Source organism: Gordonibacter sp. 28C, assembly GCF_003339845.1.
In the GTDB taxonomy this organism is placed as follows: Bacteria; Actinomycetota; Coriobacteriia; order Coriobacteriales; family Eggerthellaceae; genus Gordonibacter.
Genome location: NZ_PPTR01000016.1, coordinates 1 through 24454 on the forward strand (window position 1 = coordinate 1; position 24454 = coordinate 24454).

The window sequence follows — 24454 nt, forward strand, 5'->3', positions numbered from 1 at the left end:
CCTTCCGTGCGTGTGGCAACCTGGCCGGCTGCCGGTTTTATACGACACGACCATTGTCGGCCCCGATCCGCGGAAAATCAAAGACGGCACGAGCAAGGGGCTCCCAATGCTCTACTCATATCGTCTTCCTCAACCCCATGCAAAACCCCTAATACGTCGGCATAACGCCGAAGGCGGCCAGGTACGCCAAACCCAGAACGGCGATGTGCAGCGGATAGTAGGCGTAGAAGAACCACTTCATGGGCAATCCTCGCCGCCCTCGATAGAAGTAGAGCAGAGGAATGGTGAGCGTGCATCCCACGATCGGGTAGAGCGCGAAGGGGAGCAGCGACCAGTCTCCCGCCGCCGAAACGCCGTTCGCAAGGGATGAGAGCAGGGGAAGCCCGTCGGCCACCGCGACCAGCAGCACGGGGGTCGCCACCGAACCGAGCGGCGTCCTCAGCCAGGCCGGCGCGAAATCGCTCCGGACACGCTCGTCAACGCGCGCTGCCGGGCCTTGCTGGGTTCCCGCGCCCAGCACCTTGAACAGGAATATCATCACCACGCCGACGAACCCCCAATTGCATACAAGGCTCGCGCACAGGGCCCCTGCGAAAAGAACCCAGAACAGGGCACGGTTCGTCACGTGGTCGTAGGCGTACAGCACGCCCAACCCTATGAGCAGCGTGAACAGCACGTTGGCGTCGCTCGCCAAAAACAACGCGTAGGGAACTTGGGACACCAGGGCGAACACGCCCAGCCGTAAGGCGTATTTCCTCACGTTCGACGTGTGGCGGTACCCTTCCACCAGCAGGAAAGCCATGACGGGGAAGGTGAGCCCGCCCGCCGCGTACAGCAGGCAGCGCGCCTCGAAGGGCAGCTGGGCGTCAAAGAGGTAGGCGGCGTGGTTCGCCGTCATGCCGACGATGGCCACCACCTTGAGCGCGAACGACGACAAGCCGCCCGCTCGGCCGCGCGTCTGTCCGACTGCCTTGTCCTGCCCGCTGTCCGCCATCGACTTTTCGCTTTCTCGTCCGGTCTGCGCACGTTCCGCTGTCTGAGCAAGCCGGCGCGCGTCGTGGGATCGCGCACGCTGGCGAGGCATCGATTATACTGCATGCATGAGACTGCGAAACATCCGGAACAGCCATCCTCTCGCCTACGCCGCCGCAGCTTGCGCGTTGGCGGTGATTTGCTTCAATGTGGTGCCGGTGGACGCGCTCGATCCGTTGACGGCCTCGCTTTCCCAAACGGTCCTCGCCGCGCTCTGCATGTTCGGCGTCTTGGCGGCGTTCGATCCCTCTTCGTTGAAGGGCCGCCGACAGGGAAGCGCGAGCATTTCGCCTTTTCCGCTCGCGTGCGGAGCATTGCTGTTCATGGCCTTGGCGGCCGGCATCGTCTCGGCACTGCTTTTGCCGCCAGGCGGCCTAGGGGAAGGTCCTCGACACTCGCTCGATCCGGCGGCTTCGCCGGAGGAGGTCGCCTTGTTCCTCCTGCTCTGCCTCGCCACCGGCGCGTTCGAAGAGGCGCTGTTTCGCGGCATCGTGTTCAAAGGGTTCGCCGCCGCGCTGGCGAAAGAGGGCCGCAACCGTCCGGTTCTGGTCGCCGCCTTGGTGCAGGCCCTTGTGTTCGGCCTGCTGCACGTGACGGCCTCGACCTCTCTCGCGCCTGCGGCCTCGGGCGCCGTCGCCGCCGCCCAAACGGCGGCCAAGCCCCTGCAAGCCGCGCTGTTCGGTTTCGTCATGGCCGGCGTGTTCGCGCGCACGGGCAGCCTCTGGCTGCTCGTCGGCGTGCACGCGGCGTTCAACGCGCTGTCCGAGGCGCCGCTGTTCGTGTTGACGGGCTCCCTTCCCTCGACCTATATCACAGGCCAGCCTGCCGACCTGGCCGTTCTCCTTGCAACCACCGTGCTGCTCGTTCCCTTGGCCGTCAGCGCCGCGCGTTTTCTCAAGCGAACCGACCATCAAGGCTGAACGCCGCTCGTCTCGCGCCGCATGATCGCGCACCGGGCGCTCGGCCGTGCAAGCGCGTGCATTCTGTGACGCGCCTTCCCGCTGTGCGGCTTTCCACGGCGACGTGGTACCATATCCTCTCGGCAAACGAACGCGCGAACGCGCCATGATTGCGAACGCGCCACGACAACGATCCTGCGGGGAGCTATGAACCGGACGGAAGCACTGCGCATCTTGGGACTCGACGAGGATGCCACCCTCGACGACATCAAGGCGGCTTACAAGGAGACTGCGCAGATACTGCATCCCGACCGCTTCGCCACCAACAAGAAGCTTCAGGACCGCGCCACCGAGCAGTTCAAGAACCTGCAGGAAGCCTACGAGTACCTGACGAGCGGCAAGGGATCGCGCACGAAGGCGGCCCGCGCCGCGTCCGCCAGCCGCGCCTACGCGCCCACCAGCGAGCTGGAGGCGCGCCTTGCCGGCATCGCCGCCGCGCGCACGCAGTTGGTGCGCCAGCGCGACGTGGTGTACGACGAGCGCCGCAACGGGCTGGCCATGGCCGGCATCGGCGCGGTGGTGGCCATCCTGTTCCGCAAGCCGGGCCCCCTGCTCATCCTGGCCACGGCCGGCATCACGGCTGTGGTGTGGGGCGTCATCCAAGCGGTGGGGGCGCAGCGCACCCTCTCCACGTTGAGCGAGCACATCGACGAGCTCAACGCCGAGCGCCGGCGGTTGGAAAGCGAGTTGGAAGACCTCGAGTAACGGCCGCGCGCCCTGATCGAGCGCCAAGGAGACTACGCGGCCGCGCGCCGCGCAACCTATACGAGAAAAGAAGGAACAGCGTGAAACAAGAGAACCTCCGCAACATCGCCATCATCGCCCACGTCGACCACGGCAAGACCACGCTCGTGGACCGACTGCTGTACACGAGCGGCGTGTTCCGCGAGAACCAGCAGGTGGACGAGCGCGTGCTCGACAGCAACGACCAGGAGCGCGAGCGCGGCATCACCATTTTGTCGAAGAACATCTCCGTCACGTACAACGACGTGAAGATCAACGTCATCGACACGCCCGGCCACGCCGACTTCGGCGGCGAGGTGGAGCGCGTGCTGAACATGGCCGACGGCGCCCTGCTCATCGTGGACGCGTTCGAGGGACCCATGCCCCAGACGCGCTTCGTGCTGAAGCACGCGCTGGCATTGGGTCTGCGCATCATGCTGGTGGTCAACAAGATCGACCGCCCGGGAGCGCGTCCGGAGGAAGTGGTGGACGAGGTGTTCGACCTCATGGTGGAGCTGGAGGCGTCCGACGAGCAGCTCGACTTCCCCATCATCTACGCCAGCGCCGTGAACGGCTACGCGCGCTACGCCCCCGACGACGACAACATGGACATGCTGCCGCTGCTGGACACCATCCTCAAAGAGGTGCCGGCACCCGACTGCGAGCCGAACGGCCCGGTGGCCCTGCAGATCTGCACGGTCGACCACTCCAGCTTCGTGGGCCGCATCGGCGTGGGCCGTCTGTTCTCCGGGACCATCCACAAAAACGAGCAGGCCCTGGTCATCAAGAACGACAACACGCGCTACAACACCGTCATCAAAGACGTGTTCACGTTCGAGGAGCTGGGCAAGAAGAAGCAGCTGGAAGTGCACGCGGGCGACATCGTGGCCGTGGTGGGCGTGGAGGACGCGGACATCGGCGACATGGTCACGAGCCGCGAGAACCCGGTGCGGCTCGACCCCATCGAGGTGGAGGAACCCACGATGGCCGTGGTGTTCGAGGCGTCCACCAGCCCGCTCGTCGGCCGCGAGGGCGACATCGTGGGCGCGCGCCAGCTGAAGGAGCGCCTCATGCGCGAGGCGGAGAGCAACATCTCCATGCGCATCGAAGAGCTGGAAGACAAGAGCGGCGTGGAAGTGGCCGGACGCGGCGTGCTGCACCTGTCCGTGCTCATGGAGACCATGCGCCGCGAGGGCTTCGAATTCCAGGTGGGCCGCCCGCGCGTGCTCATCAAGAAGGACGAGGGCGGGCGCAAGCTCGAGCCCATCGAGGAGGCCACGGTCGACGTGCCCAGCGAGTACGCGGGCAAGGCCATCGAGGTGTTCGGCAGCGCCGGAGGCGAGATGTCCGACATGTTCCAGCGCGGCGAGCAGACGCACCTCGTGTTCAAGATCCCCACGCGCGGCACCATGGGCCTGCGCACGCGCCTGCTGAACGCCACGCGCGGCGAGGCCACCATGTTCCACCACTTCTCCGAGTACGGCCCGTTCCGCGGCGACTTCAACGGCCGCAAGAACGGCTCCATGATCTCCATGTCCACCGAGAAGAGCGTGGCCTACGCGCTCGACGCCCTGCAGGAGCGCGGCAAGCTGTTCGTGGGCCCCGGCGAGGAATGCTACGAGGGCATGATCGTGGGCGAGTCGGCGAAGGAAGGCGACATGGTCGTCAACATCGCGAAGACCAAGCAGCTGGGCAACCAGCGCTCGTCCGGTGCCGACAAGGCCATCCAGCTCACCCCGCCGCGAACGTTCACGCTGGAAGAGGCGCTCGAGTACATCGAGGACGACGAGCTCGTGGAGGTCACGCCGAAGAGCATCCGCCTGCGCAAGCGCATCCTGAGCTCCGTCGAGCGCAAAAAAGCGAACAAAAACTAGGCGGGTTTTGCATAACGCCTGCGCAGTTGATTGTCGAACGCCCTCCCGCTCGCGGGAGGGCGTTTTCACGTTCGGCCCTATCGTCCGTGCTTCGTGAAGCGAAAGTGGGCATATTGTGCATCGCCGAGGGCGCAATTGCCGTGTGTGCGAAAATACCGCTCAGTAACTTACATCATGCTTCGGCTGCCTTGGCGGCCTGCATGTTCGAGGGAAGGGTCCTATGAAAACAGCGAACATCATGAAGGCCGTGTGCGTCGCCGGATTGGCGGCCACGTGCGTCTGGGGTTTGGCGGCGTGCTCTTCGGCCAACGCGAACGGTCTGACCGGAGGCGTGGCGGCCACGGTCAACGGATCGGAAATCGCCGAGGACGACGTCACCAACATGATTCAGGGCATCCGCTCGCAGATGGGCATGGAGGGCGAAGACGAATGGGGCCAGTGGCTTGCCGACAACGCCATGACTCCCGAGTCGGTCCGCGAGCAGATGATCGACTCGTTCGTGCAGCAAGAGCTCATCAAGCAGGGCGCGAAGGAGAAGAACATCAGCGTTGACAGCTCCGAGATCGACGAAATCGTGAACACGATGAAGGCCAACTACGAAAACGACGAGAAATGGTCCGCGGCGTTGGAGCAGGCGAACTTCACCGAGGACTCCTACCGCGAGAACATCGAGAACCAACTGCTTCAGAAGAAACTGACCGAGTCGTTCGCCAGCGACGAGGAGCCCAGCCAGGAAGACCTGCTGCAGTACGCGCAGATGTACGCCTCCGCCTACGACGGCGCGAAGCGCTCGTCCCATATCCTGTTCGACAGCGGCGACGAGGCCACGGCCCAGAGCGTGCTCGACCAGATCAACAGCGGCGAGCTCGACTTCGCCGAGGCGGCCAAGCAGTACTCCAAGGACAACGACAACGGCAACGGCGGCAGCGCCGCGAAGGGCGGCGACGTGGGTTGGGACAAGCTGAACAGCTTCGTCACTGAATACACCGATGCCCTCAGCGGCCTTGAGAAGGACCAAGTCAGCGGTTTGGTGACGAGCGATTACGGCATCCACATCATCAAGTGCACCGACGTGTTCAACGCGCCGAAGGCCGCCGGCGAGGACGGCACCGAAACGGTGACCATCACCAGCACCGACCAGATACCCTCCGAGTTCTTGGACAGCATCAAGGCGTCCCTCAAGCAGCAGAAGCAGAACGAGGCGGCGCAGACGTGGTTCTCCGAGTACAAGGAAGCGGCCGACATCGTCATCAACCCGATGCCGCAGGGTCTGCCCTACGCGGTCGACATGTCGAAGTACACGCCGGCCGAAGGCTCCACGGGCGCAACCCAGAACGCCACCGACGGTACCGACAGCGGCAACGGCACCGACAACTCCGACGACGCCGGTAACGCCGGTGACTCCGGCGACAACGCCGAAGGGTCGACCGACGGCACTGGCGACAACGCGTCCGGCGACAACGCCAATTCGAGCGACCAGCCCGCCGAGGGCGGCGACGCTGCGAACCAGCAGCCCGCCGAGGCTGCGTAAACCGGCGCGGGTGGCGTTCGGAACGGCAACGAGCGAAACGAAAGCGGCTGCGGGTTCCCTGCAGCCGCTTTCTTCTGCGCCCTTTCTCCAGCTGCGCAACGCGGTGGTCAGACGCGCCGGTCGCGCGATCCTGTCGGTCGATGCGTTCGACCTCGCCCAGGGCGAGAACATCGCCCTGCTCGGTCCGAACGGGTCGGGCAAGTCCACGTTCGTGAAACTCATCACGCGCGAGATGCTGCCGTTGCATCGGGACGAACCTCCCGTGCTGTTCAAAGGGCGCGATCGGGCGACCCTTGCCGAGGTCAAGCGGTGCCTCGGCGTGGTGTCGTCCACCATGCAAGATCAAATGACGGTGCACTTGCCGGCGGTGGACGTGGTGGCCGGCGGCTTGTTCGGCTCTCTCGGCGTCCTGCCGAGCGTCGATGCCGTCGAAGCCGATGCCGCCCGCGCCCGCGCGCGCGACACCATGGACCTGCTCGGCATCGCAGACTTGTCCGACCGCGACGTCATGACGCTGTCGACCGGTCAAGCGCGTCGAGCGCTCATCGCTCGGGCGCTCGTACACGACCCCGAGACGCTTGTGTTCGACGAGCCGTGCACGGGGCTCGACCCCGAGGGCATGTACTACGTGCGCCGGAGCATGCGCACGTTGGCCCAGGCGGGGAAGTCCATCGTGCTGGTGACGCATTACCCCGAGGACGTCATCCCCGAGATCGGCCGTCTCGTGCTCATCAAGAACGGCACCGTGTTCGCCGACGGCCCGAAGGAGTGCTTGCTCGCTGACGATTCCATGAGCGAGCTGTTCGACGTCCCCTTGAAAATTAATCGATCCGGCCCCTATTATTCGCTTGTGAGCGCCTATTAGCTGTTGTATACTACGTAGCTGCTGCACGTTCGCGCACAGCGCGAGCATGCGCGTTTCAACGATGCGGAGAGATGACCGAGAGGCCGAAGGTGCACGATTGGAAATCGTGTGTGCGCCAAAAGCGTACCTAGGGTTCGAATCCCTATCTCTCCGCCATTTGAATTCCAACGACCGGTTTGTCCGGTCGAGAGCGCACCGCCGGAGTTCGGCGCGTGCCGGTCGGCGAGAACCAAGCCGGCCGCATCCCATGCGGAGGGGTGGCAGAGTGGTTGAATGCGGCGGTCTCGAAAACCGTTTTACCCGTAACCCGGGTAACGAGGGTTCGAATCCCTCCTCCTCCGCCAGCAAAAAATCCCCTCCCGGTAACGACCGGGAGGGGTGTTTCAGAGCTAAAAAGCCATGTAGAAGCCGTAATAACGAAAACGGATGATGGATATCTCCTGATCTAATCGAACATGGTGATGACCCAACGCCCCTTTTTAGAACTCCTTGGTACTCGACGACTCCGTGCTCCTTCAGCTCGTCGATCCCCTTCGAACCGTCGAAAAGTAATATCCAAACCTCAGTTGTCGGTTTGGAAGCTCCTTAGAGCCACCGAATCGCCCACGTTGCTAGAACCAGTAATGTCAAAAGTAGTACAAATACGCTATACTTTTGGCATGACAAAGATCGACGACATATACGATGCAGTGGACGATTTCGGGCTCATCACCTCCGCAGAGGCCAAAGGGCTCGGCGATGCGCCTAGGGTATATAACGCGGAGCGAGCAGCAAGAAATCATGAAGGAGCTCGAGGCATGAAGAAAAGGCCGAGCAGTATGCGCCAATTTGCTTCCAGTCCTTTTTTATTCCGAGGACATATGCCAAGGTTCTTCGTCGGTTCTAATCGCAACCGATAGCGCTTCTCGATCTGCGAGGTATCGCTCCGAGCCCGTGCCGGCTTTCAGCGCGTTTTCGAGGGCTTTGCGAATCATGGTTTTCGCTTCTTTCAATTCCTCGTTCGTGCGGATGACAACTTGGGGGATCTGCGCCTTTCGGAGGATGCCGCTTTTGGTTTTGTCTCGGCGAATCTGCTCTTTCCTGTCGTGGTGAGAGCCGTTGATTTCGAACTCCAGGACGAAGCTTTTGTCGATCGTGCGGTAGAAGATGAAATCGGCGTGGGCGGTGGTGTTGATGAACCGAAGCTCCTCGGTATCGAAGAGCTCAAGGTGCGTGAATATCTGCTTGAGGGGATAGTTGCGGATGTAACCGATCTGCGACGTTGCGTCCATGCTTTCGAGCGCTTCGTCGACGAGTTCGCAGGTGCGCGCTTCGGAATACTCATCGTGTTCGTCGAACCCGTGATCAACAAGGTAAGCTTTGCGCTCCTCCTTCATGCACGGGTACACCAAATCGAACGCAGAGCATACGTCGGATTGGCGCGTTTCTCCTCCATGGTATTCGATGTAGCGTTTAAGATCGGTAATGTTGCCGACCGCTTCGACTACTTTCGGCGCGGCTATCAGGCAGAAGAAATCTTTAGCGCGCGACACGGCAACATTGACCAAGTTCGGGTTGTCGATGAAGGGGTTTGGCGCATTGGATCGCGTGACGAATACGATGGCGGATTTTTCGCGTCCTTGGAACTTATGGGCGGTGGCAACCGTGACTCCGTCAGGACGTTCTTCTTGCCCGTGCTTCATCCCGTCGACTTGGTTGCAGTAAGGGCTGACGACGCCGATTTGCTCCGTCTTGAAGCGCTTCTTCAAACCGGGAAGCACTTCTTGTTCGAACGCCCCTGCTTGCACGCGGTTGAAGTCTGCCCTACGATCGTAATTCAAATCCTTGCTGATATTGCACGAAAGCACTTCCGAAGCCTCACGCCCCTTGCTGTCGGACATGATGATCAGCTCGCCATCGTAGAACTGCTGGTTGCAGAAGCCGATTATGTCCGGATGGCAGCGATAGTGCTCTCTGAGAAGCGTCCCGGGGGCTTGGAGCCCTGCCTGGTCTTTGCATGCGTTGAGGCAGTCGAGAAGGCTGTTGTCGACGAAGCTGTATCGCCGGGGCAAGCCGGATGGGCGGAAGAGAGGCCTCGCCCTGCGCGCCTCTTCTTTATCAATCACGCAAGGCAGCTGCTTCGAGTCTCCCACGACGACGGCATTTTTCGCTGCGGCGAGCGCTAAGAAACCGGTGACGAGGTCCGCCTGGGAGCTTTCGTCGATGATGACGTAGTCGAACAGGTCTCCCTGCCTTCCTATTTGGTTCCTTGCCGCGTTCGTGGTGCTGGTGATGATCGGGTACTCCGCGCGAAACGCAAAAGGCTCGTCCCAGGGATTGTCGAAATGCGGCCTGCCGCTTCGCAGTCTTTTGGCATACCGCTCGTACAGCTTGGCTTCGAAAAGCCGCTTTGATTTGGAAGTGATGTCTTCGAGGCGCCCCTCGCCCCGGTGCATTTTGATATAGGTCTTGTGGCCTTTGATGACAGCCTTGCACTCTTCGATTTGAGCTTCGAACAGTATGCGATTGAGATTGATTTCCGTATCGACCGTGACATGGTCGAAGTCATGCCAAGTCCCGATTCCCCAGGCCCAGACAATTCTCGCCCTTTCAGCGAATGCCAGTTCCCCTTCGTTTGCAGAGAGGGTGCCGACGAGGTCGCGCGCGGTTCGTATGCGCTTGGAAGTTGATCGCCGCCTTCGCCTCAACGATTGCGTGACGTTGCTTTCCATGAAGCGCGTATACTCCAGTTCAAGGTCTTGGAGCCGTGCTTCTTGTTTCGCCAGGTCTTGTTTGCGCGTGTATAAGTCTCGTGCGACGATGGTGTTCTTGCGAATCGATTCGCCGAGTGCCGCCTGCTTCTTTTTCGAGAGCGACCATTCTGCTAGAACCGGCGGGTACGCTCGCTCCTGGTTTTTGACGAACGCCGTGACGTTGTCGCGACGGCCGAGAAGGGCGACGATGAATCCGAAGCCTTCCTTGCTCAGCTTGTCGAAAACGTTTTTCGTCGCTTCGTTGTTCGGTGAAGTGACAAGGACCGTTTTGTCCTGCATGATCAAATTGGCGATGATATTGAGGATGGTTTGGGTTTTTCCAGTTCCGGGAGGGCCTTCGATGAGGCTTAGTTGGCTGGACAGGGCTTTGTCGATTGCCTCCATCTGGCTGAGATTAGAGCCAAAGGGGTAGATGATCGTTTCGGGTGCCATGCGAAGGGGTGCGGCTTTCTCGGGGTGCGCCATGCGATCGGCCGGCGTTCCTTCGAGGAACCTGAGTCGCCCGAATTGCCGGGGGAGGTATTCGCGTATGTCTTCGTTCGGTGTGTCGGGTTTGGTGGCTTCTGCCACTGATGCGAGGTAGCGTACCAAGCTGCTGCTCAACGCGCTCTCTTTCTTCTCGATATCTGAAGGGAGGTACACCTTGGCGTATGTCTTTCCGCTGCTTGCCGTCGAGATGACTTCGTAGCGTGTTCCGAACGCGCAATTTTGAGAGCTCAATCGATGCAGCTCGACCGCGTAATCAAGTGGTTTTCCTTCGGCGAGCAAGAAGATCCCCTCGAGGGAAAGGCTCTCGCTCTTCACGAAGGCGACGTTTTCCGAACGGTAGCGGAACAGTTCCTTTCGTGGATCAAATGAAACCAGGAACTTGCCTTGTTGATCGCGTCCGCAGATACGGGCGTCGTTCGTCCGGTCTCTGAAGTCTTCGCCCTTGTTGCGAAGAAACAATCGGTCGGCCATACCGGGCCCTTTCGGACGACTCCTCATATTTAATGACGATAGTAATTATATACTACAGTCGAGATCGTTATTTCGCTGCGGAAGGACTGCCGGGATGGATGGTTATTTGTTCTTGGATGTTGAATGGGCCGACGCGAAACGGCACATATGCTCGATTGCCTACCAGAGGACGAATTACGACGGAGACCTTCTCGACAGCTGCTATCAGCTGGTGAACCCCTTGTGCGACTTCGATCCCATGACGCAGCGGGTTCACGGGATAACCGAGGAAATGGTGGCGCACGAGCCGACGTTCGACGTCGTGTGGAACGAGGCGCTCGGGGGGCTGGTCGAGTCGAATGTGGTGGTCGCGCATTGCGCCAAGACGGCGGACTGCCCCGCCATCTATCGGAGTCTGGAATACGTTGAGATAGAAATGCCCGAGCTCCTCTACATCGACACGGGCGAGATGGCCAAGCGTGTGCTTGGTGGTCGGAAGTTCGGGTTGTCGATCTGTTGCGACCGCTACGGCATCTCTCTCGACCGGCATCACGATGCGCTGTGCGACACGAATGCCTGCCGAGAGTTGTTCTGGCGGCTTGCAGAAGAGACCGAAGTGCCCGCACCGAGACCGTACGTGTTCGGAGGCGGCTCGGGTAGGAGCAGGGGGCGATGGTAAAAGGTCGCAACGGCAAAAGATGAGACGGCCTCCTCTCATCTTTATGCCTTCTTAACCCGTCATCCCTCACCTTAACGGTGCGTTAATCCGCGCTTCTTTATCGTCTACCTAGCTTGCAAAAGGCGCCGCCGCGGCGGCTAGGAAACGAGGAAGGAAGACGATGGACATCGTAACCGGCGTCGTCGGAGGGTTGAGCGCTGTAGTCGTGCTCTACCTTTTCGTGGTGTTGCTGAAGGGGGGCGATGGGCGGTGACGGACGAACTGCTCGAGTACGGGGTCTACCTCGCATTGCTCGTGGCCCTCGCCATACCCCTGTCGGCCTATATCAACAAGGTCATGGCCGGCGAGAAAACCGTTTTCACGCGCGTTCTCGTTCCTGTCGAGAACGTCGTTTACCGGTGCATACGCGTCGATAAGAACGAGGACATGGGCTGGAAGAGGTACTTGGTCAGCGCCCTCGCCTTCTCGGCGGTGTCGCTGGCGGGGCTGTTCGCCATACTCATGTTGCAGGGGCTTTTGCCGCTCAACCCGGAAGGTCTGCCCGGTCTTTCGTGGGATCTGGCGTTCAACACCGCCGTCAGCTTCGTGACGAACACGAACTGGCAGGCGTACAGCGGCGAATCGGCGTTGAGCTACTTCTCGCAGGCGCTCGGTTTGACCGTGCAGAACTTCGTGACGCCGGCGGTGGGCATCGCCGTGCTGTTCGCGCTGTTCCGCGGCATGGTGAGCGAAGGGCATCCGGGTCTGGGCAACTTCTTCGTCGACGTGACGCGGGCGACGCTGTTCGTGCTCATCCCCCTCGCCCTCGTGGTGACGGTGGTGAACGTGTGGCAAGGGTCCCCGCAGAACATCAACGACTACGAGACGGTGCAGCTGTTGGAGCCGGTTGGCGTGGACGAGGCGGGCAACATCGTCGACGCGGACGACCCCGCCGCCGTCGAGACGATCGACCAGGCCACGGTTCCCATGGGCCCGCAGGCCAGCCAGGTTGCCATCAAGCAGCTCGGCACGAACGGCGGCGGCTACAACGGCGTGAACTCGGCAAGCGCGCTGGAGAACCCCACGCCTCTGTCCAACCTCATCCAGTGCTTGTCGCTGCTGCTCATACCCGTGGCCTGCGTGTTCAGCTTCGGGCGCTTCGTCGCCGACCGGCGCCAGGGGCGCGCGGTGTTCGCGGCCATGTTCATCTTGCTGCTGGCGGCCTTGGTGACGATAGCCGTGTTCGAGCAGATGGGCACGCCCCAGCTCGCGGCCGACGGCCAAGTGTACATGGGGCTCGACGGCCAGTCCGGCGGCAACATGGAAGGCAAGGAAACGCGCTTCGGCGTGACCGACTCGTCGCTGTGGGCCGCGTTCACCACGGCGGCTTCGAACGGCTCGGTCAACGCGATGCACGATAGCTTCACGCCCATCGGCGGCATGGTGCCCATCATCTTGATGGCGCTGGGCGAAGTGGTGTTCGGCGGCGTGGGCTGCGGTTTGTACGGCATGCTGGGCTTCGTCATCCTCACGGTGTTCATCGCCGGGCTCATGGTGGGCCGCACGCCCGAGTACCTGGGCAAGAAGATCTCCCCGAAGGAAATGCGCATGGCCGTTATCCTGTGCATCACCACGCCGCTGCTCATCTTGGCGGGCGCGGGCGTCATGAGCTTCGATCCGGCCACCGTGGACAGCCTGAACAACCCCGGTATGCACGGATTCTCGGAAGTGCTGTACGCGGCGACGTCCGCCGGCGGCAACAACGGTTCGGCCTTCGCCGGTTTCAACGCCAACACGCCCCTGATCAACATGGTGCTGGGATTGGAGATGCTGGCGAACCGCTTCGTTCCCATCGTGGCCGTGTGCGTGCTGGCCGGCAGCCTGTGCACGCGTCCCAAGGTGGCCACGAGCGCCGGAACGCTTTCCACCAGCAACGCGATGTTCGTGTTCCTGCTCGTTCTCATGGTGCTGCTGGTCGGCGCGCTGACCATGTTCCCGGCGCTCGCGCTGGGTCCGGTCGCCGAGCAACTGACGATGGTTCTGTAGAGGGGCGGGCGAGAGAAAGATGACGACAACTGCAATGAAAAACACTGCCATGAGCTCGCTCGCGAAGCGCGCGGTGCTCGACGCGTTCACGAAGCTCGCCCCGCGCGAGCAAGCCAAGAACCCCGTCATGCTGATGGTCTACCTATCGGCCATCCTGACGCTTGCCCTGTTCGTCCTGTCGCTGTTCGGCATCGCCGACGCGGCGCCCGGCTTCATTCTGGCCATCTCGGCGGTGCTGTGGCTCACCGTGCTGTTCGCGAACTTCGCGGAAGCGCTCGCCGAGGGCCGCGGCAAGGCCCAGGCCGATTCGCTGCGCGCCGCCAAGCGCGACGTGCCCGCGCACAAGCTCAACGAGGGGCTGGTGGCGAAAGGGCACCATGCCGACGATCCGGCGGAGTTCTTCCGCCTGCAGGCCGAAGAGGTGAACTCGGCCATTTTGAAGAAGAAGGACCTGTTCTTCGTGGCGGCGGGCGAGCAGATTCCCGCCGACGGCGAGATAGAGCTCGGTGCCGCGTCGGTGGACGAGAGCGCCATCACCGGCGAGTCGGCCCCGGTCATCCGGGAATCCGGCGGAGACCGCTCAGCCGTCACGGGCGGCACCACGGTGCTGTCCGACTGGCTGGTCGTGCGCGTGACCGCCGACGCAGGGCACAGCTTCCTCGACCAGATGATCGCCATGGTGGAGTCGGCCGCGCGCAAGAAGACGCCCAACGAGATCGCGCTCGAGATACTGCTCGTGGCGCTCACCATCGTGTTCCTCGTCGTGTCCGTTTCTCTGTTCGCGTTCAGCGGTTTCGGGGCGAACCAAGAGGGCATCGCGAACCCCACCACCATCACCTCGCTCGTGGCGCTGTTCGTGTGCTTGGCGCCCACCACCATCGGCGCGCTGCTCTCCGCCATCGGCATCGCCGGCATGAGCCGCCTCAACCAGGCGAACGTGCTGGCGATGAGCGGCCGCGCCGTGGAGGCCGCCGGCGACGTCGACGTGCTGCTGCTGGACAAGACGGGCACCATCACGTTGGGCAACCGCCAAGCCGCCGAGTTCATCCCGGTGGACGGCGCCTCCGAGGAGGAGCTCGCCGACGCCGCGCAGCTCGCCAGCCTGACCGACGAGACGCCCGAGGGGCGCAGTATCGTGGTGCTGGCGAAGGAGCGCTTCGACATACGCGCCCGCGAGCTTGAAGATTCCGGCATGGAGAGCATCCCATTCACGGCCCAGACGCGCATGAGCGGCGTGGACTTCGAGGGCCACGAGATTCGGAAGGGGGCGGCCGATGCCGTCAAGGATTATGTGGAGTCGCACGGCGGCGCGTACAGCGCTCAGTGCGCCGGAGTCGTTGAGGATGTCGCGCGCGCAGGCGGCACTCCGCTGCTCGTTGCTCGCGATCATCGTATTCTGGGCGTCGTTCATCTGAAGGACATCGTGAAGCAGGGGATCAAGGAGAACTTCGCCGACCTGCGCACCATGGGCATAAAAACCGTCATGATAACGGGCGACAACCCCCTGACCGCGGCGGCCATCGCGGCCGAGGCCGGCGTGGACGACTTCATCGCCGAGGCCACGCCCGAGACGAAGCTCGAAGCCATCCGCCAGTACCAGGCCGAGGGGCACATGGTGGCCATGACGGGCGACGGCACGAACGACGCGCCCGCGCTCGCCCAGGCCGACGTGGCCGTGGCCATGAACAGCGGCACGCAGGCGGCGAAGGAAGCCGGCAACATGGTGGACCTGGACTCGTCGCCCACGAAGCTCATCGACATCGTGCGCATCGGCAAGCAGCTCCTCATGACGCGCGGCAGTCTGACCACGTTTTCCATCGCCAACGATCTGGCGAAGTACTTCGCCATCGTCCCGGCGCTGTTCGTGCCGCTGTATCCCCAGCTCGAGGCGCTCAACGTCATGCACCTCACGAGTCCGCTCACGGCCATCTTGTCGGCGATCATCTACAACGCCCTCATCATCGTGGCGCTCATCCCGTTGGCGCTGAAGGGCGTGAAGTACCGCGAAGCGACTTCCCAGAGCCTGCTCGGCCGCAACCTGCTGGTGTACGGGTTGGGCGGCATCGTCCTGCCGTTCGCAGCTATCAAACTGCTCGACATGGCGTTGACGGCGATGGGCGTTGCGTAGCTATCAGGGTTGGCCGCAGGCGGTCAGGGCGATTATGCGGGAGGACGTCGCGCGCGGCGCTCTCCCGACCTGGCGCGAGGTAAGCGCCACGGGAACCAACGAAAGGACGAATGATATGAAACAGGCGAGAACATGGGGGAGCGCGGCGCTGTTATTCCTGGTGACGACGGTGCTGTGCGGCGTGCTGTACACCGCCGCGTGCACGGGTATCGCCCAGCTGGCCTTCCCTTACCAGGCCAACGGCTCCATCATCGAAGTCGACGGCACGAAGTACGGAAGCGAGCTGGTGGGCCAGCAATTCTCCGACGACGACCATATGTGGGGCCGCGTGATGAGCCCCAGCACCGGCACGTTCACCGACGCCGAGGGCAACGACATTCTGTGGTACGGCGCTTCGAACCTGAGTCCGGCCGGCGACGACTTCGCGAACGCGGTGCAGGATCGCATCGACCAGATCCACGCGGCGCATCCCGAAAAGGGCGACGAGCCCATCCCCAGCGACCTGGTGACGAATTCCGGTAGCGGCTTCGACCCCCACATATCCCCGGCTGCCGCCGAGTACCAGGTGGAGCGCTTGGCGAAGAACACCGGCAAAAGCGTGTCGGAGATCCGCGACATCGTCGAGCGCTGCACCGAGCAGCCACAGCTCGGCATTCTCGGCGAGGCCCGCGTGAACGTGCTCAAAGTGAACCTCATGCTCGACGGCATCTTGCAGTAGCGGGCTGTCGGCGCGTCGATATCTGAAGATACGCCGAATAACCCCGCTGCGGCGAGGGATGGCGGGCTCGAAAGCCCTACACTGATCGGCAACGGAAAAAAGAGGGCTGGCAGAACGTTCGCGCACGGACGCGCGAAAACCGTCTGCCGGCCGGTTGAAAGGACATGGCCATGGCCGATCGTGTGGTGGAGAGCTCGGACGTCGAAGTCCCCGAGATCCCCGAGATTTTGGAAAAGGTGCTGCTCTTCACGCTTGAAGAGGCGAAAGAGAAGATGACGCAGGGTGCCGACGTGGTGCCCTTCACCGCGCTCGTGGTGAAGGAGAACTTGTTCCTGGAGAACCATCCGGGAGAATCGGCCGAGGAGTGCTTCGGCTTCGCTCGCCACACGGTGGAAAACGCGCGCGGCGCCGAGGCGTACGCGTTGTGCTACGACGGCTACGTCGAGGTCGACGACGAGACGAAGGACGCCATCATCGCCGAGGGCGGCATCCCCGGCGAGGACGAGGGCGTGGCCGTGGGCTACCTCTACACCATGAACGACGAGGGCGCGCCCACGTTCGAGCCCGAGCCGGCCTATATCGGCGAGGCTCCGAACTTCATGAGCGGCCTCAAGGAAGCCGACCAGTACGACGAGGAAGAGATCGACGAGAAGTACCTCGACGACGAAGACGTCGAGGACGAAGCCGCCGAATAGCCCTGCGTTTCGGGCGTTCGAGCTTTGGCACGTCGTGCGCCTGGTGGCGCACGTTCTGCGAGCGCACTCAAATGGATCAACGAACCGGCCGCCTTTAGCGCCGGTTCGTTCTTTCTAAGGCTGCTCGTCGCGGCGGAGTTGGATTTCCGCACGGTTTCCGTCGGTTTCGCGTTGGACGCGTGTTGGAACGGGACGGTCGTTTTGCAAGAACCGTGCAAGGTCGAGCAGGTTTTTATACGGTTGGATTACGGTCGCCCGGCAAGGTCGCGTTGCTATACTTCGAGGCGGAAAGAGTTCGGCGGACGAACGGGATGCAGGAAGCGAAGGGAGCTAGAAAGCTCGAAACGATCCGGCCGCGAAAGCCGGAAACCCTCAGGACGCAAGAGCCGTCTGGCGCGCGCAAACATGGTGAAAGCATGTGCGCACAGGTGACAAATCAAGTTTTCCTTGTGGCCGACGAGGGCCTTTGTTAGAATAGGCAAGCTAATCCTGCTCCGGGTTAACTGCCTTCACCAGCCCCGGAGCCGCTAAAGACCAAAGGAGGTGAGCTGATGAAGGCTTATGAATTGCTGTTTTTTGTTGCGCCGTCTATCGACGAAGAATCCCGCGCCGCTGTTATGAAGCGTATTGAGACCACGATCGCCGAGGGCGAGGGTGTTGTCGACAACGTCGACAACTGGGGCAAGCGCAAACTCGCTTATGAGATCAACGGTCTGACCGACGGTGACTACACTCTCATCGATTTCCATGCTGATCCCGCTAACGTTGCTGAACTCGACCGCGTTCTTCGCATCAATGACGCCGTTGTGCGCCATATGATCGTCAAGCGTACGGATCGCGACTAAGAGCACGTGGCATCGGGCGCGCGAGCGCCCCAGCATGAGAAGAGGTAGGAAACATGAGCATTAACCGAGTTATCATCAGCGGAAACCTGACACGAGATCCCGAACTGCGCTCCACGGCAAGCGGATTGCCGGTGCTCGGCTTCGGCGTGGCCGTGAACGACCGTCGCAAGAACCAGCAGACCGGCGAGTGGGAGGACTATCCCAACTTCATCGACTGCACGATGTTCGGCGCTCGCGCCGAAAGCCTTTCCCGCTACCTCAACAAGGGCACGAAGGTGTCCATCGAGGGCAAGCTCCGCTGGAGCCAGTGGGAGCGCGAGGGCCAGAAGCGCAGCAAGATCGAGGTGATCGTCGACGAGCTCGAGTTCATGTCGAGCCGCAACAGCGATTCGTCGTCGTCCTACGGCGGCAACGCGGGCGGCTACGCCCCGGCTCCGGCACCTGTGGTGGCCGCGCCGGTGGTCGATGCCTCTTCTTCGGTCTACGATGAAGACATCCCGTTCTAAGCGAAACGAAAGAGGTTTGTGAAATGTCCGATTACGCGAAGCAGCCGCGTCGCAAGTACTGCCAGTTCTGCAAGGACGAGGCGCAGTACGTCGACTACAAAGACACGCAAATGCTGCGCAAGTACGTTACCGATCGCGGAAAGATCAAGCCGCGCCGTGTGACGGGTGCTTGCACCCAGCATCAGCGCGACGTCGCGAATGCCGTCAAGCGCGCCCGCGAGATGGCCTTGATGCCGTACGCGGTGCCCGCCGTCAGCGGCCGCGGCGATCGTCGCAGCCGTTAAGGCGAAGGAGGAACCATGAAAGTCATTCTGCTTCAGGAGTTGAAAGGCAAGGGCGGTGAAGGCGACGTCGTGGACGTGGCCCCCGGCTTTGCCAACAACTACCTGCTCCCCCAGAAGCTCGCCATCCTGGCGACCAAGGGAAATCTCAAGCAGCTCGAGCAGCGCAAGCACAACATCGCCAAGCGCGAAGAGAACCGCGTTTCCGACGCCGAGAAGCTGAAGGCCGCCCTCGAGGGCACGGTCGTCAAGGTCGAGGCGAAGGTCGGCGAGGAGGGCCAGCTGTTCGGCTCCGTCACCGCCACGATGATCGCCGACGCCATCAAGGCCGCGACCGATCTCGATGTGGACAAGCGCCGCCTCGAGCTCGGCCATGCCATCAAGACGGCCGGCGAGCACGAGGTCGTGTACGCCATCTACCGCGACATCAAGACGTCCGTCAAGCTGTTCGTGGGCGATCCCAACGCCGAGGCTCCGGTCGAGGAAGAGGTTGTCGAGGAGATCGTCGAGGTCGTCGAAGAGGCCGAGGCTCCCGCCGAGGCTGCCGAAACGGCTGTCGAGGAATAAAAACTTTTCCACAGGCGCATTTTGTGGAAACTGGGGAAAACCCCCTTTGCCCCGATGGTGGGCGAAGGGGGTTTTCCATTGCCTGTGGATAACGTTTTCACCGCCTTTCGCTGGTAAAATTAAGCGTGACCTGCGGTAACACATGAGGTACTATGACGAGGGCGAGCGCTCGCGCGCGCGGAAACGCGCATGCGTCGCGCAGCCGCCGTATTTCCCCAGAAACACGAAGGAGCGCGAAGAACCATTATGCCGGCAGCGAACCAAGCCCCCGCGGGGAACACCGACTTCAACGACGGATCGGCGCCTCGGAACAAGCCGATGCCGCAGAACATCGAAGCCGAGAAATCCGTGCTGGCGGCCTGCATGCTCAACGCCGAGGCCGTGGAGGAGCTCATCTTGAAGCTCAAGCCGGAGTCGTTCTACCGTCCGGCTCACCGCATCATCTTCGAAGCCATCTGCGAGCTCAACACGCGCCGCATACCCATCGACCAGATATCGCTGGCAGACAACCTGAACGCCACCGGCCAGCTGGAGGCCGTGGGCGGCAAGCCGTATTTGGTGGATCTGGCCGACAACACGTTCGCGCTCACGAACTGGCAGAACCACGCCGAGATCGTGAAGCGCACCGCCATCCTGCGCGAGCTCATCTACGCCGCCGCGTCCATCAACGCGCTGGCCTACGATGCGCCCGACAACCTGGACGAAGTGGTGGAGGACGCCGAGAAAACGCTGTTCAACGTCACCGAGAAGCGCGTCTCGTCCACGTTCGCGAAGATGGACACCCTGCTCACCGAGGCGTTCGAGGAGATAACGAAGCTCGCCGAGCAGCAGAACCACATGGCCGGTGTGCCCACGGGCTTCAAAGACGCCGACGACCTGTTCCACGGCTTTCGCGGCGGCGACCTGGTCATCCTGGCCGCCCGTCCCGGCGTGGGCAAAACGTCGTTCGCGTTGAACCTGGCCGTGAACGCCGCGAAGTCGGGCGCGGCCGTCGCCTTCTTCTCCTTGGAAATGAGCGCGGGCCAGCTGGTTCAGCGTATCTTGTGCGCCGAGGCGCGCGTGAGCCTGTCGAAGATCCGCGCCGGCTTCATCTCCGAGGGCGACTGGGGGGCCATCGCCGACGCGTCGAACACGCTGTCGAAGCTGGACCTGTACATCGACGACTCGCCGGGCCTGTCCATCCTCGAGGCCCGCGCCAAGGCACGCCGCGAACTGCGCCGCGCCGAGGGCAAGGGCCTCATCATCGTGGACTACCTGCAGCTCATGCAGCCGCCGTCCACGCGCCGCGACGGCAACCGCGCCGTGGAGGTCGGTGAGATATCCCGAGGCCTCAAGGTTCTCGCGAAGGAAATGGACATGCCCGTCATCGCGCTGTCGCAGCTCTCGCGCGCCGTGGAGATGCGCGGCAAGAAGCGTCCGATGCTCTCCGACCTTCGCGAGTCCGGCTCCATCGAGCAGGACGCCGACATCGTCATGTTCATCGACCGAAGCATGGACGAGACCGAGGCCGAGAGCGAGGACCGCCCGGATCTCGGACAGGCCGAGCTCATCGTGGCCAAGCACCGCAACGGTCCCACCCGCGACATTCCCCTGGCATTCAACCCGGAGTACACGCGCTTCATGGATTTCATCGACGATTCGCGCGCGGGCGGCTTCTAGTCGCCCTTCGCGGGGCTCCCACGCGCTACACTGGTACGCATGCGCAAGCGAATCACATTCATCCATGCGGCCGACCTCCATCTCGGCGCGCCGTTTCGCGGCCTGCGCGCCTTGTCGGACGCTTGGGCGAACCGGTTGCTCACCGCCATCCCCGAGGCGTACGACCGCGTGATCGACGCCGCCGTCAACCGTGCCGTCGACTTCGTGGTCATAGCGGGCGACATCTTCGACGACGCCCGCGCGTCCTACGGCGACTACCTGCACTTCTTCGAGGGTTTGCGACGCCTGGACAAAGCGGGCATCCCCGCGTACCTGTGCACGGGCAACCACGACCCCTTCACGTCGTGGCAGCACGATTTCTTCGCGTTCCCTCAGAACACCGTCATGCTCCCCGCCGACAAGCCGGGTTTCGCGGCCTACCGCAAAGACGGCGAGACGCTGGCCCTCATCGGCGGGCGCGGCTACTACAACCAAACGTGGCCGGCCGACGAGGACATAGCGGAGGGCGTGACCCGCGCGGCCGCCGAGCAGGCGCTCGCGGATGCCGTGCCCGACGCCGCCCAAGCACCCTTCGCCGTGGGCCTTCTGCACACGGGGCTCGACTTGGACCCGGTCAAAGCGCCCACGAACCCTGCCGCGCTCATGCGCTCGGGCATGGACTACTGGGCGCTCGGCCACATACATATGAAGTACGCCCATCCCTCCTTCGACGACCCGCGCCTGGTGTTCTCGGGCTGTATCCAGGGTCGCGACATCAAGGAAACGGGAGCGCGCGGATGCTTCGCCGTCACGCTGGAGGAAGGCAAGCGGAACGAGGTCGAGTTCGTTCCCACGGCCAGCGTGGTGTGGCAGCGCATGGACGTCGACGTGGCCGACTGCGCGAACGTGGCCGACGTCACCGACAAGATCATGCGCGAGCTGTTCCGCGTGAACGGCAAGGCCCACTGCGAGGAGATGTGCGTGCGCGTCACGCTCACGGGTGCCACGCCGCTGCATGCGGTGTTCGCACGCCCCGGCGTGCTCGAAGACCTGCGCAAGCACATCAACGACGGCTACCCGTCGTTTTTCTGCGACGCGCTCGTCGACGCCACGCTGCGCCCGCGCGACGTGGAGGCCCTGCGTCGCGAAGGCCTGTTCCCCGCCGTGTTCCTGCAGGTGGCCGACGCCATGCGCGGCGACCGCGACGACGAGGTCGCCTTCCTCCAAGAGGAGTTCCTGCGCCGGAACATCCAGCTTCCCAGCGCCTACACGCGGCGCATCGACGAGCTGGCGGAAGACGCCGAGAACCTGGTGCTCGACCTGTTGAACAGGGGGGAGGAATGACGGCCGAGCGCGGCGGCGCGCCGTTCCTCAAGCGCATCAAGATAACGAGCTTCGGGGCGTTCACCGACAAGGTGGTGGGCCCCTTCACGCCGAACCTCAACGTGGTGTTCGGAGAGAACGAGGCCGGCAAGTCCACGCTCGCCTCCTTCGCGGGCGGCGTGCTGTTCGGTTGGGAAGAGGCGCGCGGCGTGCGCAACACCTACAAACCGAGGAACGCCGAGCGGGCGGGTTCCCTGTTCTTCGCGCCCCGCCCGGCGGACGCCGACGGATCCTTCGATCCCGACGACGAGCTCGTGCTCTCGCGCGTGAAGAACGTCGACGGCCTGCAGGGACCCGTCGAGCTGGTGGACGACATCGATCGGGAAACGTTCCAGACCATGTTCTCGCTCACGAGCGACGAGCTGCGGTCCCTGCGCAACACCACCGACGTCACCGCGAAGCTGCTCACGGCCGGCTCGGGCACGGGGGCGAGCCCCGCGCATGCGCTGGCCGAGGTGCAGGCGCGCTTGAACGAGTACACGTCGAAGGCCGCCGGCATCGAGCACTCCATCGTGCGACTGGCCGCCGAGCAGGACGAGCTGCGCGCCCAGATGACCGCGGCGGCGGAAGAGGCGGAACGCTACAAAGCGCAAGACAAGGAGTTCCACGAGCTCGCTCCGCAGCGCGCGCAGCTGCTGGCCCGGTTGGACGCGCTCAACACGTCCATCGAGCAGCTGACGGCGCAGCGCGCGACCCTTGAGAAGCTGGACGCCCAGCGCGACGAGCTGCGTCGCCAGCGCGACGAGTTGCGCGAGGACGAAGCGGCCCTCGCGGCCGAGCATCGCGTGCGCGAGCAGATATCCGACCCCGCGCTCGTGTCGCTCGGCGCGGCCGACGAACGCGCGCTGCGCGACCGTATCGACGCCTTGGCCGAAGAGCAGGCGAAATGCGCGCACAGCGTGGATCTGGCCAAGGAGAACTGCGCCACGTCCACCGCCGCCTACGAGGCGCTGCTCGAAACCGACGACGTGCAGGCGAACGAGAAGCGGCGCAGCCAGCGCAGCGTGCAGGTGGGGCTGTCCATCGCGCTGCCGTTCGTGTTCGTGGCGGCGGGCATTCCGCTGTTCATCCACGGCCGCGAGATAACCAGCCTTTCGTTCACGGCGCTCGGCATAGGCTTGGTGGTGTTCGCCCTCATGCTGGCCGCCGCGGCGCTGGTCATGCTGTTCCGCCCCGACAAGGCCGCCGAGGCCCTGGAGGCCCGCAAGCAGGACGCGCAGTGGGTCATGCTGCAGGACAAGAAGAAGCTCGAAACGTGCCTCGCCGCACAAGCGCAGCTCTCCGCGCGCATCCGCGCGCAGCTGGACGCCGCCGGGCTGGTTGCCGCGCAAGGATCCCTCCGCAGCGCCCGGTCGCTCCTGTCCGAGGCCAAGGACGCCCGGGCCGAGGCGGGCCTGTTCCAACAGCGCCAGCAGGCCCTGATCTCGCGCTTGTCGGCCGTTGAGGAGAACCTGGCCGACGTCGACCGCCAGCGCGCACGCATCATCGAGCGCGCCGGGCTTCACGACGATGCCACGGCGGCCGCCATCGAAGCCTCCATCGACCAGAAAACCAGGCAGCGCGCGGGCCTTCTGGAAACGAGCGAGAACCTGAACCGCCGCTACGGCGAGCTGAAGCAGGAGCTTTCCCAAGCCAAACGGGCGCACAGCTTCGACGAGATCAAGCTGCGCTACCAGCAGGTGCGCACGCGCCAAGACGAGAGCGCGCAAGACTACGCCCGCCTGCTGCTGGCCCGGCGCATGCTGGAGGCCGCCATCGGCGCGTGGGAGAGCAAAAGCCAACCCGAGGTGTACCGCCAGGCCAGCCGCCTGCTCTCCCTTATGACCGACGGCCGTTGGGTCAAGGTGGCCATGACGCCGGAAGGCCGGTTGCAAGTGACCGACTCCGTGAAAACGGAACGCGAGCCGGTGCACCTGTCGCTGGGCACGTGCCAGCAGCTCTACCTGGCGCTGCGCATCGCGCTGCTCATGACGGCCGAGAACGTGGGCCGCTCCGTTCCCATCCTGGCCGACGACATCTTGGTGAACTTCGACGCCCGCCGCCGTTTGGGAGCCGCCCGCGCGTTGGCCGAGCTGGCCGTCACACGCCAGGTGATCTTGTTCACCTGCCATGAAGAAATAGTAGAGTCCATGCACTCGGTCGATCCAACGCTGAACGTGGTGGAACTGTAATATAATCATGAACTTGCGGATAGGTTACGACAGCGTCCGCGACGCGACGGCAAGCGTCGCTGGGGCGCGCAGGCGGAAAGCGACCCGCAAAAGCTTCCGCGCAAGGCCCGACGCAACAGGCGCGGGCATGAAAGGATGCGAG

19 protein-coding genes and 2 tRNA genes are annotated in these 24454 nt (G+C 63.1%); 19 read left to right on the forward strand and 2 right to left on the reverse strand.

The annotated features are described in order from the left end of the window. Window positions 1–148: 148 nt before the first annotated feature. Window positions 149–994, reverse strand: a complete 846-nt coding sequence (locus C1878_RS14825) for a TraX family protein (protein ID WP_114602388.1) — start codon at window positions 992–994, stop codon at window positions 149–151. A 106-nt stretch (window positions 995–1100) separates the two neighbouring features. Between C1878_RS14825 and C1878_RS14830 the strand changes: the two genes are divergently transcribed. The 7 genes from C1878_RS14830 (at window position 1101) to C1878_RS14860 (ending at window position 7328) form a co-directional block, all read left to right on the forward strand. After that, a complete protein-coding gene (locus C1878_RS14830; RefSeq protein WP_114602389.1) occupies window positions 1101–1952 on the forward strand; it encodes a CPBP family intramembrane glutamic endopeptidase in 852 nt (283 codons plus the stop codon). Window positions 1953–2138: 186 nt separating this feature from the next. Further along, window positions 2139–2696 carry a J domain-containing protein gene (locus tag C1878_RS14835; RefSeq protein WP_114602390.1) on the forward strand — a complete coding sequence of 186 codons (558 nt, stop codon included), beginning with the start codon at window positions 2139–2141 and terminating at the stop codon, window positions 2694–2696. Between the two features lie 80 nt (window positions 2697–2776). Further along, window positions 2777–4588, forward strand: a complete 1812-nt coding sequence (typA, locus tag C1878_RS14840) for a translational GTPase TypA (RefSeq protein ID WP_114602391.1) — start codon at window positions 2777–2779, stop codon at window positions 4586–4588. A 220-nt stretch (window positions 4589–4808) separates the two neighbouring features. Next, on the forward strand, window positions 4809–6119 hold the full coding sequence (locus C1878_RS14845; RefSeq protein WP_114602392.1) for a SurA N-terminal domain-containing protein: 1311 nt from the start codon (window positions 4809–4811) through the stop codon (window positions 6117–6119). Between the two features lie 10 nt (window positions 6120–6129). Further along, entirely contained in the window at window positions 6130–6984 is an 855-nt protein-coding gene (locus C1878_RS14850) for an ABC transporter ATP-binding protein (RefSeq protein ID WP_241963777.1), read from the forward strand. A gap of 65 nt (window positions 6985–7049) precedes the next feature. Next, a tRNA-Ser gene (locus tag C1878_RS14855) sits at window positions 7050–7140 on the forward strand. A 95-nt stretch (window positions 7141–7235) separates the two neighbouring features. Then, window positions 7236–7328, forward strand: a tRNA-Ser gene (locus tag C1878_RS14860). Window positions 7329–7829: 501 nt separating this feature from the next. Here C1878_RS14860 and C1878_RS14870 read toward each other — a convergent pair. Next, window positions 7830–10697 (reverse strand): AAA domain-containing protein, encoded by a 2868-nt coding sequence (locus C1878_RS14870; RefSeq protein WP_158539842.1) that lies wholly within the window; start codon window positions 10695–10697, stop codon window positions 7830–7832. 94 nt (window positions 10698–10791) lie between these two features. On the opposite strand from C1878_RS14870, the gene C1878_RS14875 reads away from it, so the two are divergent. The 12 genes from C1878_RS14875 to C1878_RS14930 all read left to right on the forward strand — a co-directional run bounded on the left by C1878_RS14875 (window position 10792) and on the right by C1878_RS14930 (window position 24312). Next, on the forward strand, window positions 10792–11355 hold the full coding sequence (locus C1878_RS14875) for an exonuclease domain-containing protein (protein WP_114602395.1): 564 nt from the start codon (window positions 10792–10794) through the stop codon (window positions 11353–11355). 249 nt (window positions 11356–11604) lie between these two features. Beyond that, window positions 11605–13380, forward strand: coding sequence for a potassium-transporting ATPase subunit KdpA (gene kdpA, locus C1878_RS14880; protein ID WP_114602396.1), 1776 nt, complete (start codon window positions 11605–11607; stop codon window positions 13378–13380). 34 nt (window positions 13381–13414) lie between these two features. Next, window positions 13415–15508, forward strand: coding sequence for a potassium-transporting ATPase subunit KdpB (kdpB, locus tag C1878_RS14885; RefSeq protein WP_114602397.1), 2094 nt, complete (start codon window positions 13415–13417; stop codon window positions 15506–15508). Between the two features lie 115 nt (window positions 15509–15623). After that, complete coding sequence (gene kdpC / locus C1878_RS14890; protein ID WP_114602398.1) at window positions 15624–16226, forward strand: potassium-transporting ATPase subunit KdpC; 603 nt, start codon at window positions 15624–15626, stop codon at window positions 16224–16226. Between the two features lie 170 nt (window positions 16227–16396). Further along, window positions 16397–16921 carry a hypothetical protein gene (locus C1878_RS14895; RefSeq protein WP_114602399.1) on the forward strand — a complete coding sequence of 175 codons (525 nt, stop codon included), beginning with the start codon at window positions 16397–16399 and terminating at the stop codon, window positions 16919–16921. Window positions 16922–17472: 551 nt separating this feature from the next. Continuing rightward, window positions 17473–17766: a 30S ribosomal protein S6 gene (gene rpsF / locus C1878_RS14900; RefSeq protein ID WP_080144173.1), complete on the forward strand. Its 294-nt coding sequence runs from the start codon at window positions 17473–17475 to the stop codon at window positions 17764–17766. Window positions 17767–17819: 53 nt separating this feature from the next. Continuing rightward, complete coding sequence (locus tag C1878_RS14905) at window positions 17820–18272, forward strand: single-stranded DNA-binding protein (RefSeq protein WP_114602400.1); 453 nt, start codon at window positions 17820–17822, stop codon at window positions 18270–18272. Window positions 18273–18295: 23 nt separating this feature from the next. After that, the gene (gene rpsR, locus C1878_RS14910) at window positions 18296–18556 is read left to right on the forward strand and encodes a 30S ribosomal protein S18 (RefSeq protein WP_114602401.1); all 261 of its coding nucleotides are present in this window, start codon (window positions 18296–18298) and stop codon (window positions 18554–18556) included. A gap of 15 nt (window positions 18557–18571) precedes the next feature. After that, window positions 18572–19120 carry a 50S ribosomal protein L9 gene (gene rplI / locus C1878_RS14915; RefSeq protein ID WP_114602402.1) on the forward strand — a complete coding sequence of 183 codons (549 nt, stop codon included), beginning with the start codon at window positions 18572–18574 and terminating at the stop codon, window positions 19118–19120. A gap of 246 nt (window positions 19121–19366) precedes the next feature. Beyond that, a complete protein-coding gene (dnaB, locus tag C1878_RS14920; RefSeq protein WP_114602403.1) occupies window positions 19367–20779 on the forward strand; it encodes a replicative DNA helicase in 1413 nt (470 codons plus the stop codon). Between the two features lie 39 nt (window positions 20780–20818). Then, window positions 20819–22102, forward strand: coding sequence for an exonuclease SbcCD subunit D (locus tag C1878_RS14925; RefSeq protein WP_114602404.1), 1284 nt, complete (start codon window positions 20819–20821; stop codon window positions 22100–22102). Next, window positions 22099–24312 (forward strand): ATP-binding protein, encoded by a 2214-nt coding sequence (locus C1878_RS14930; protein WP_114602405.1) that lies wholly within the window; start codon window positions 22099–22101, stop codon window positions 24310–24312. Before C1878_RS14925 ends, C1878_RS14930 begins: the two co-directional genes overlap by 4 nt. The last annotated feature ends 142 nt before the right edge of the window (window positions 24313–24454 follow it).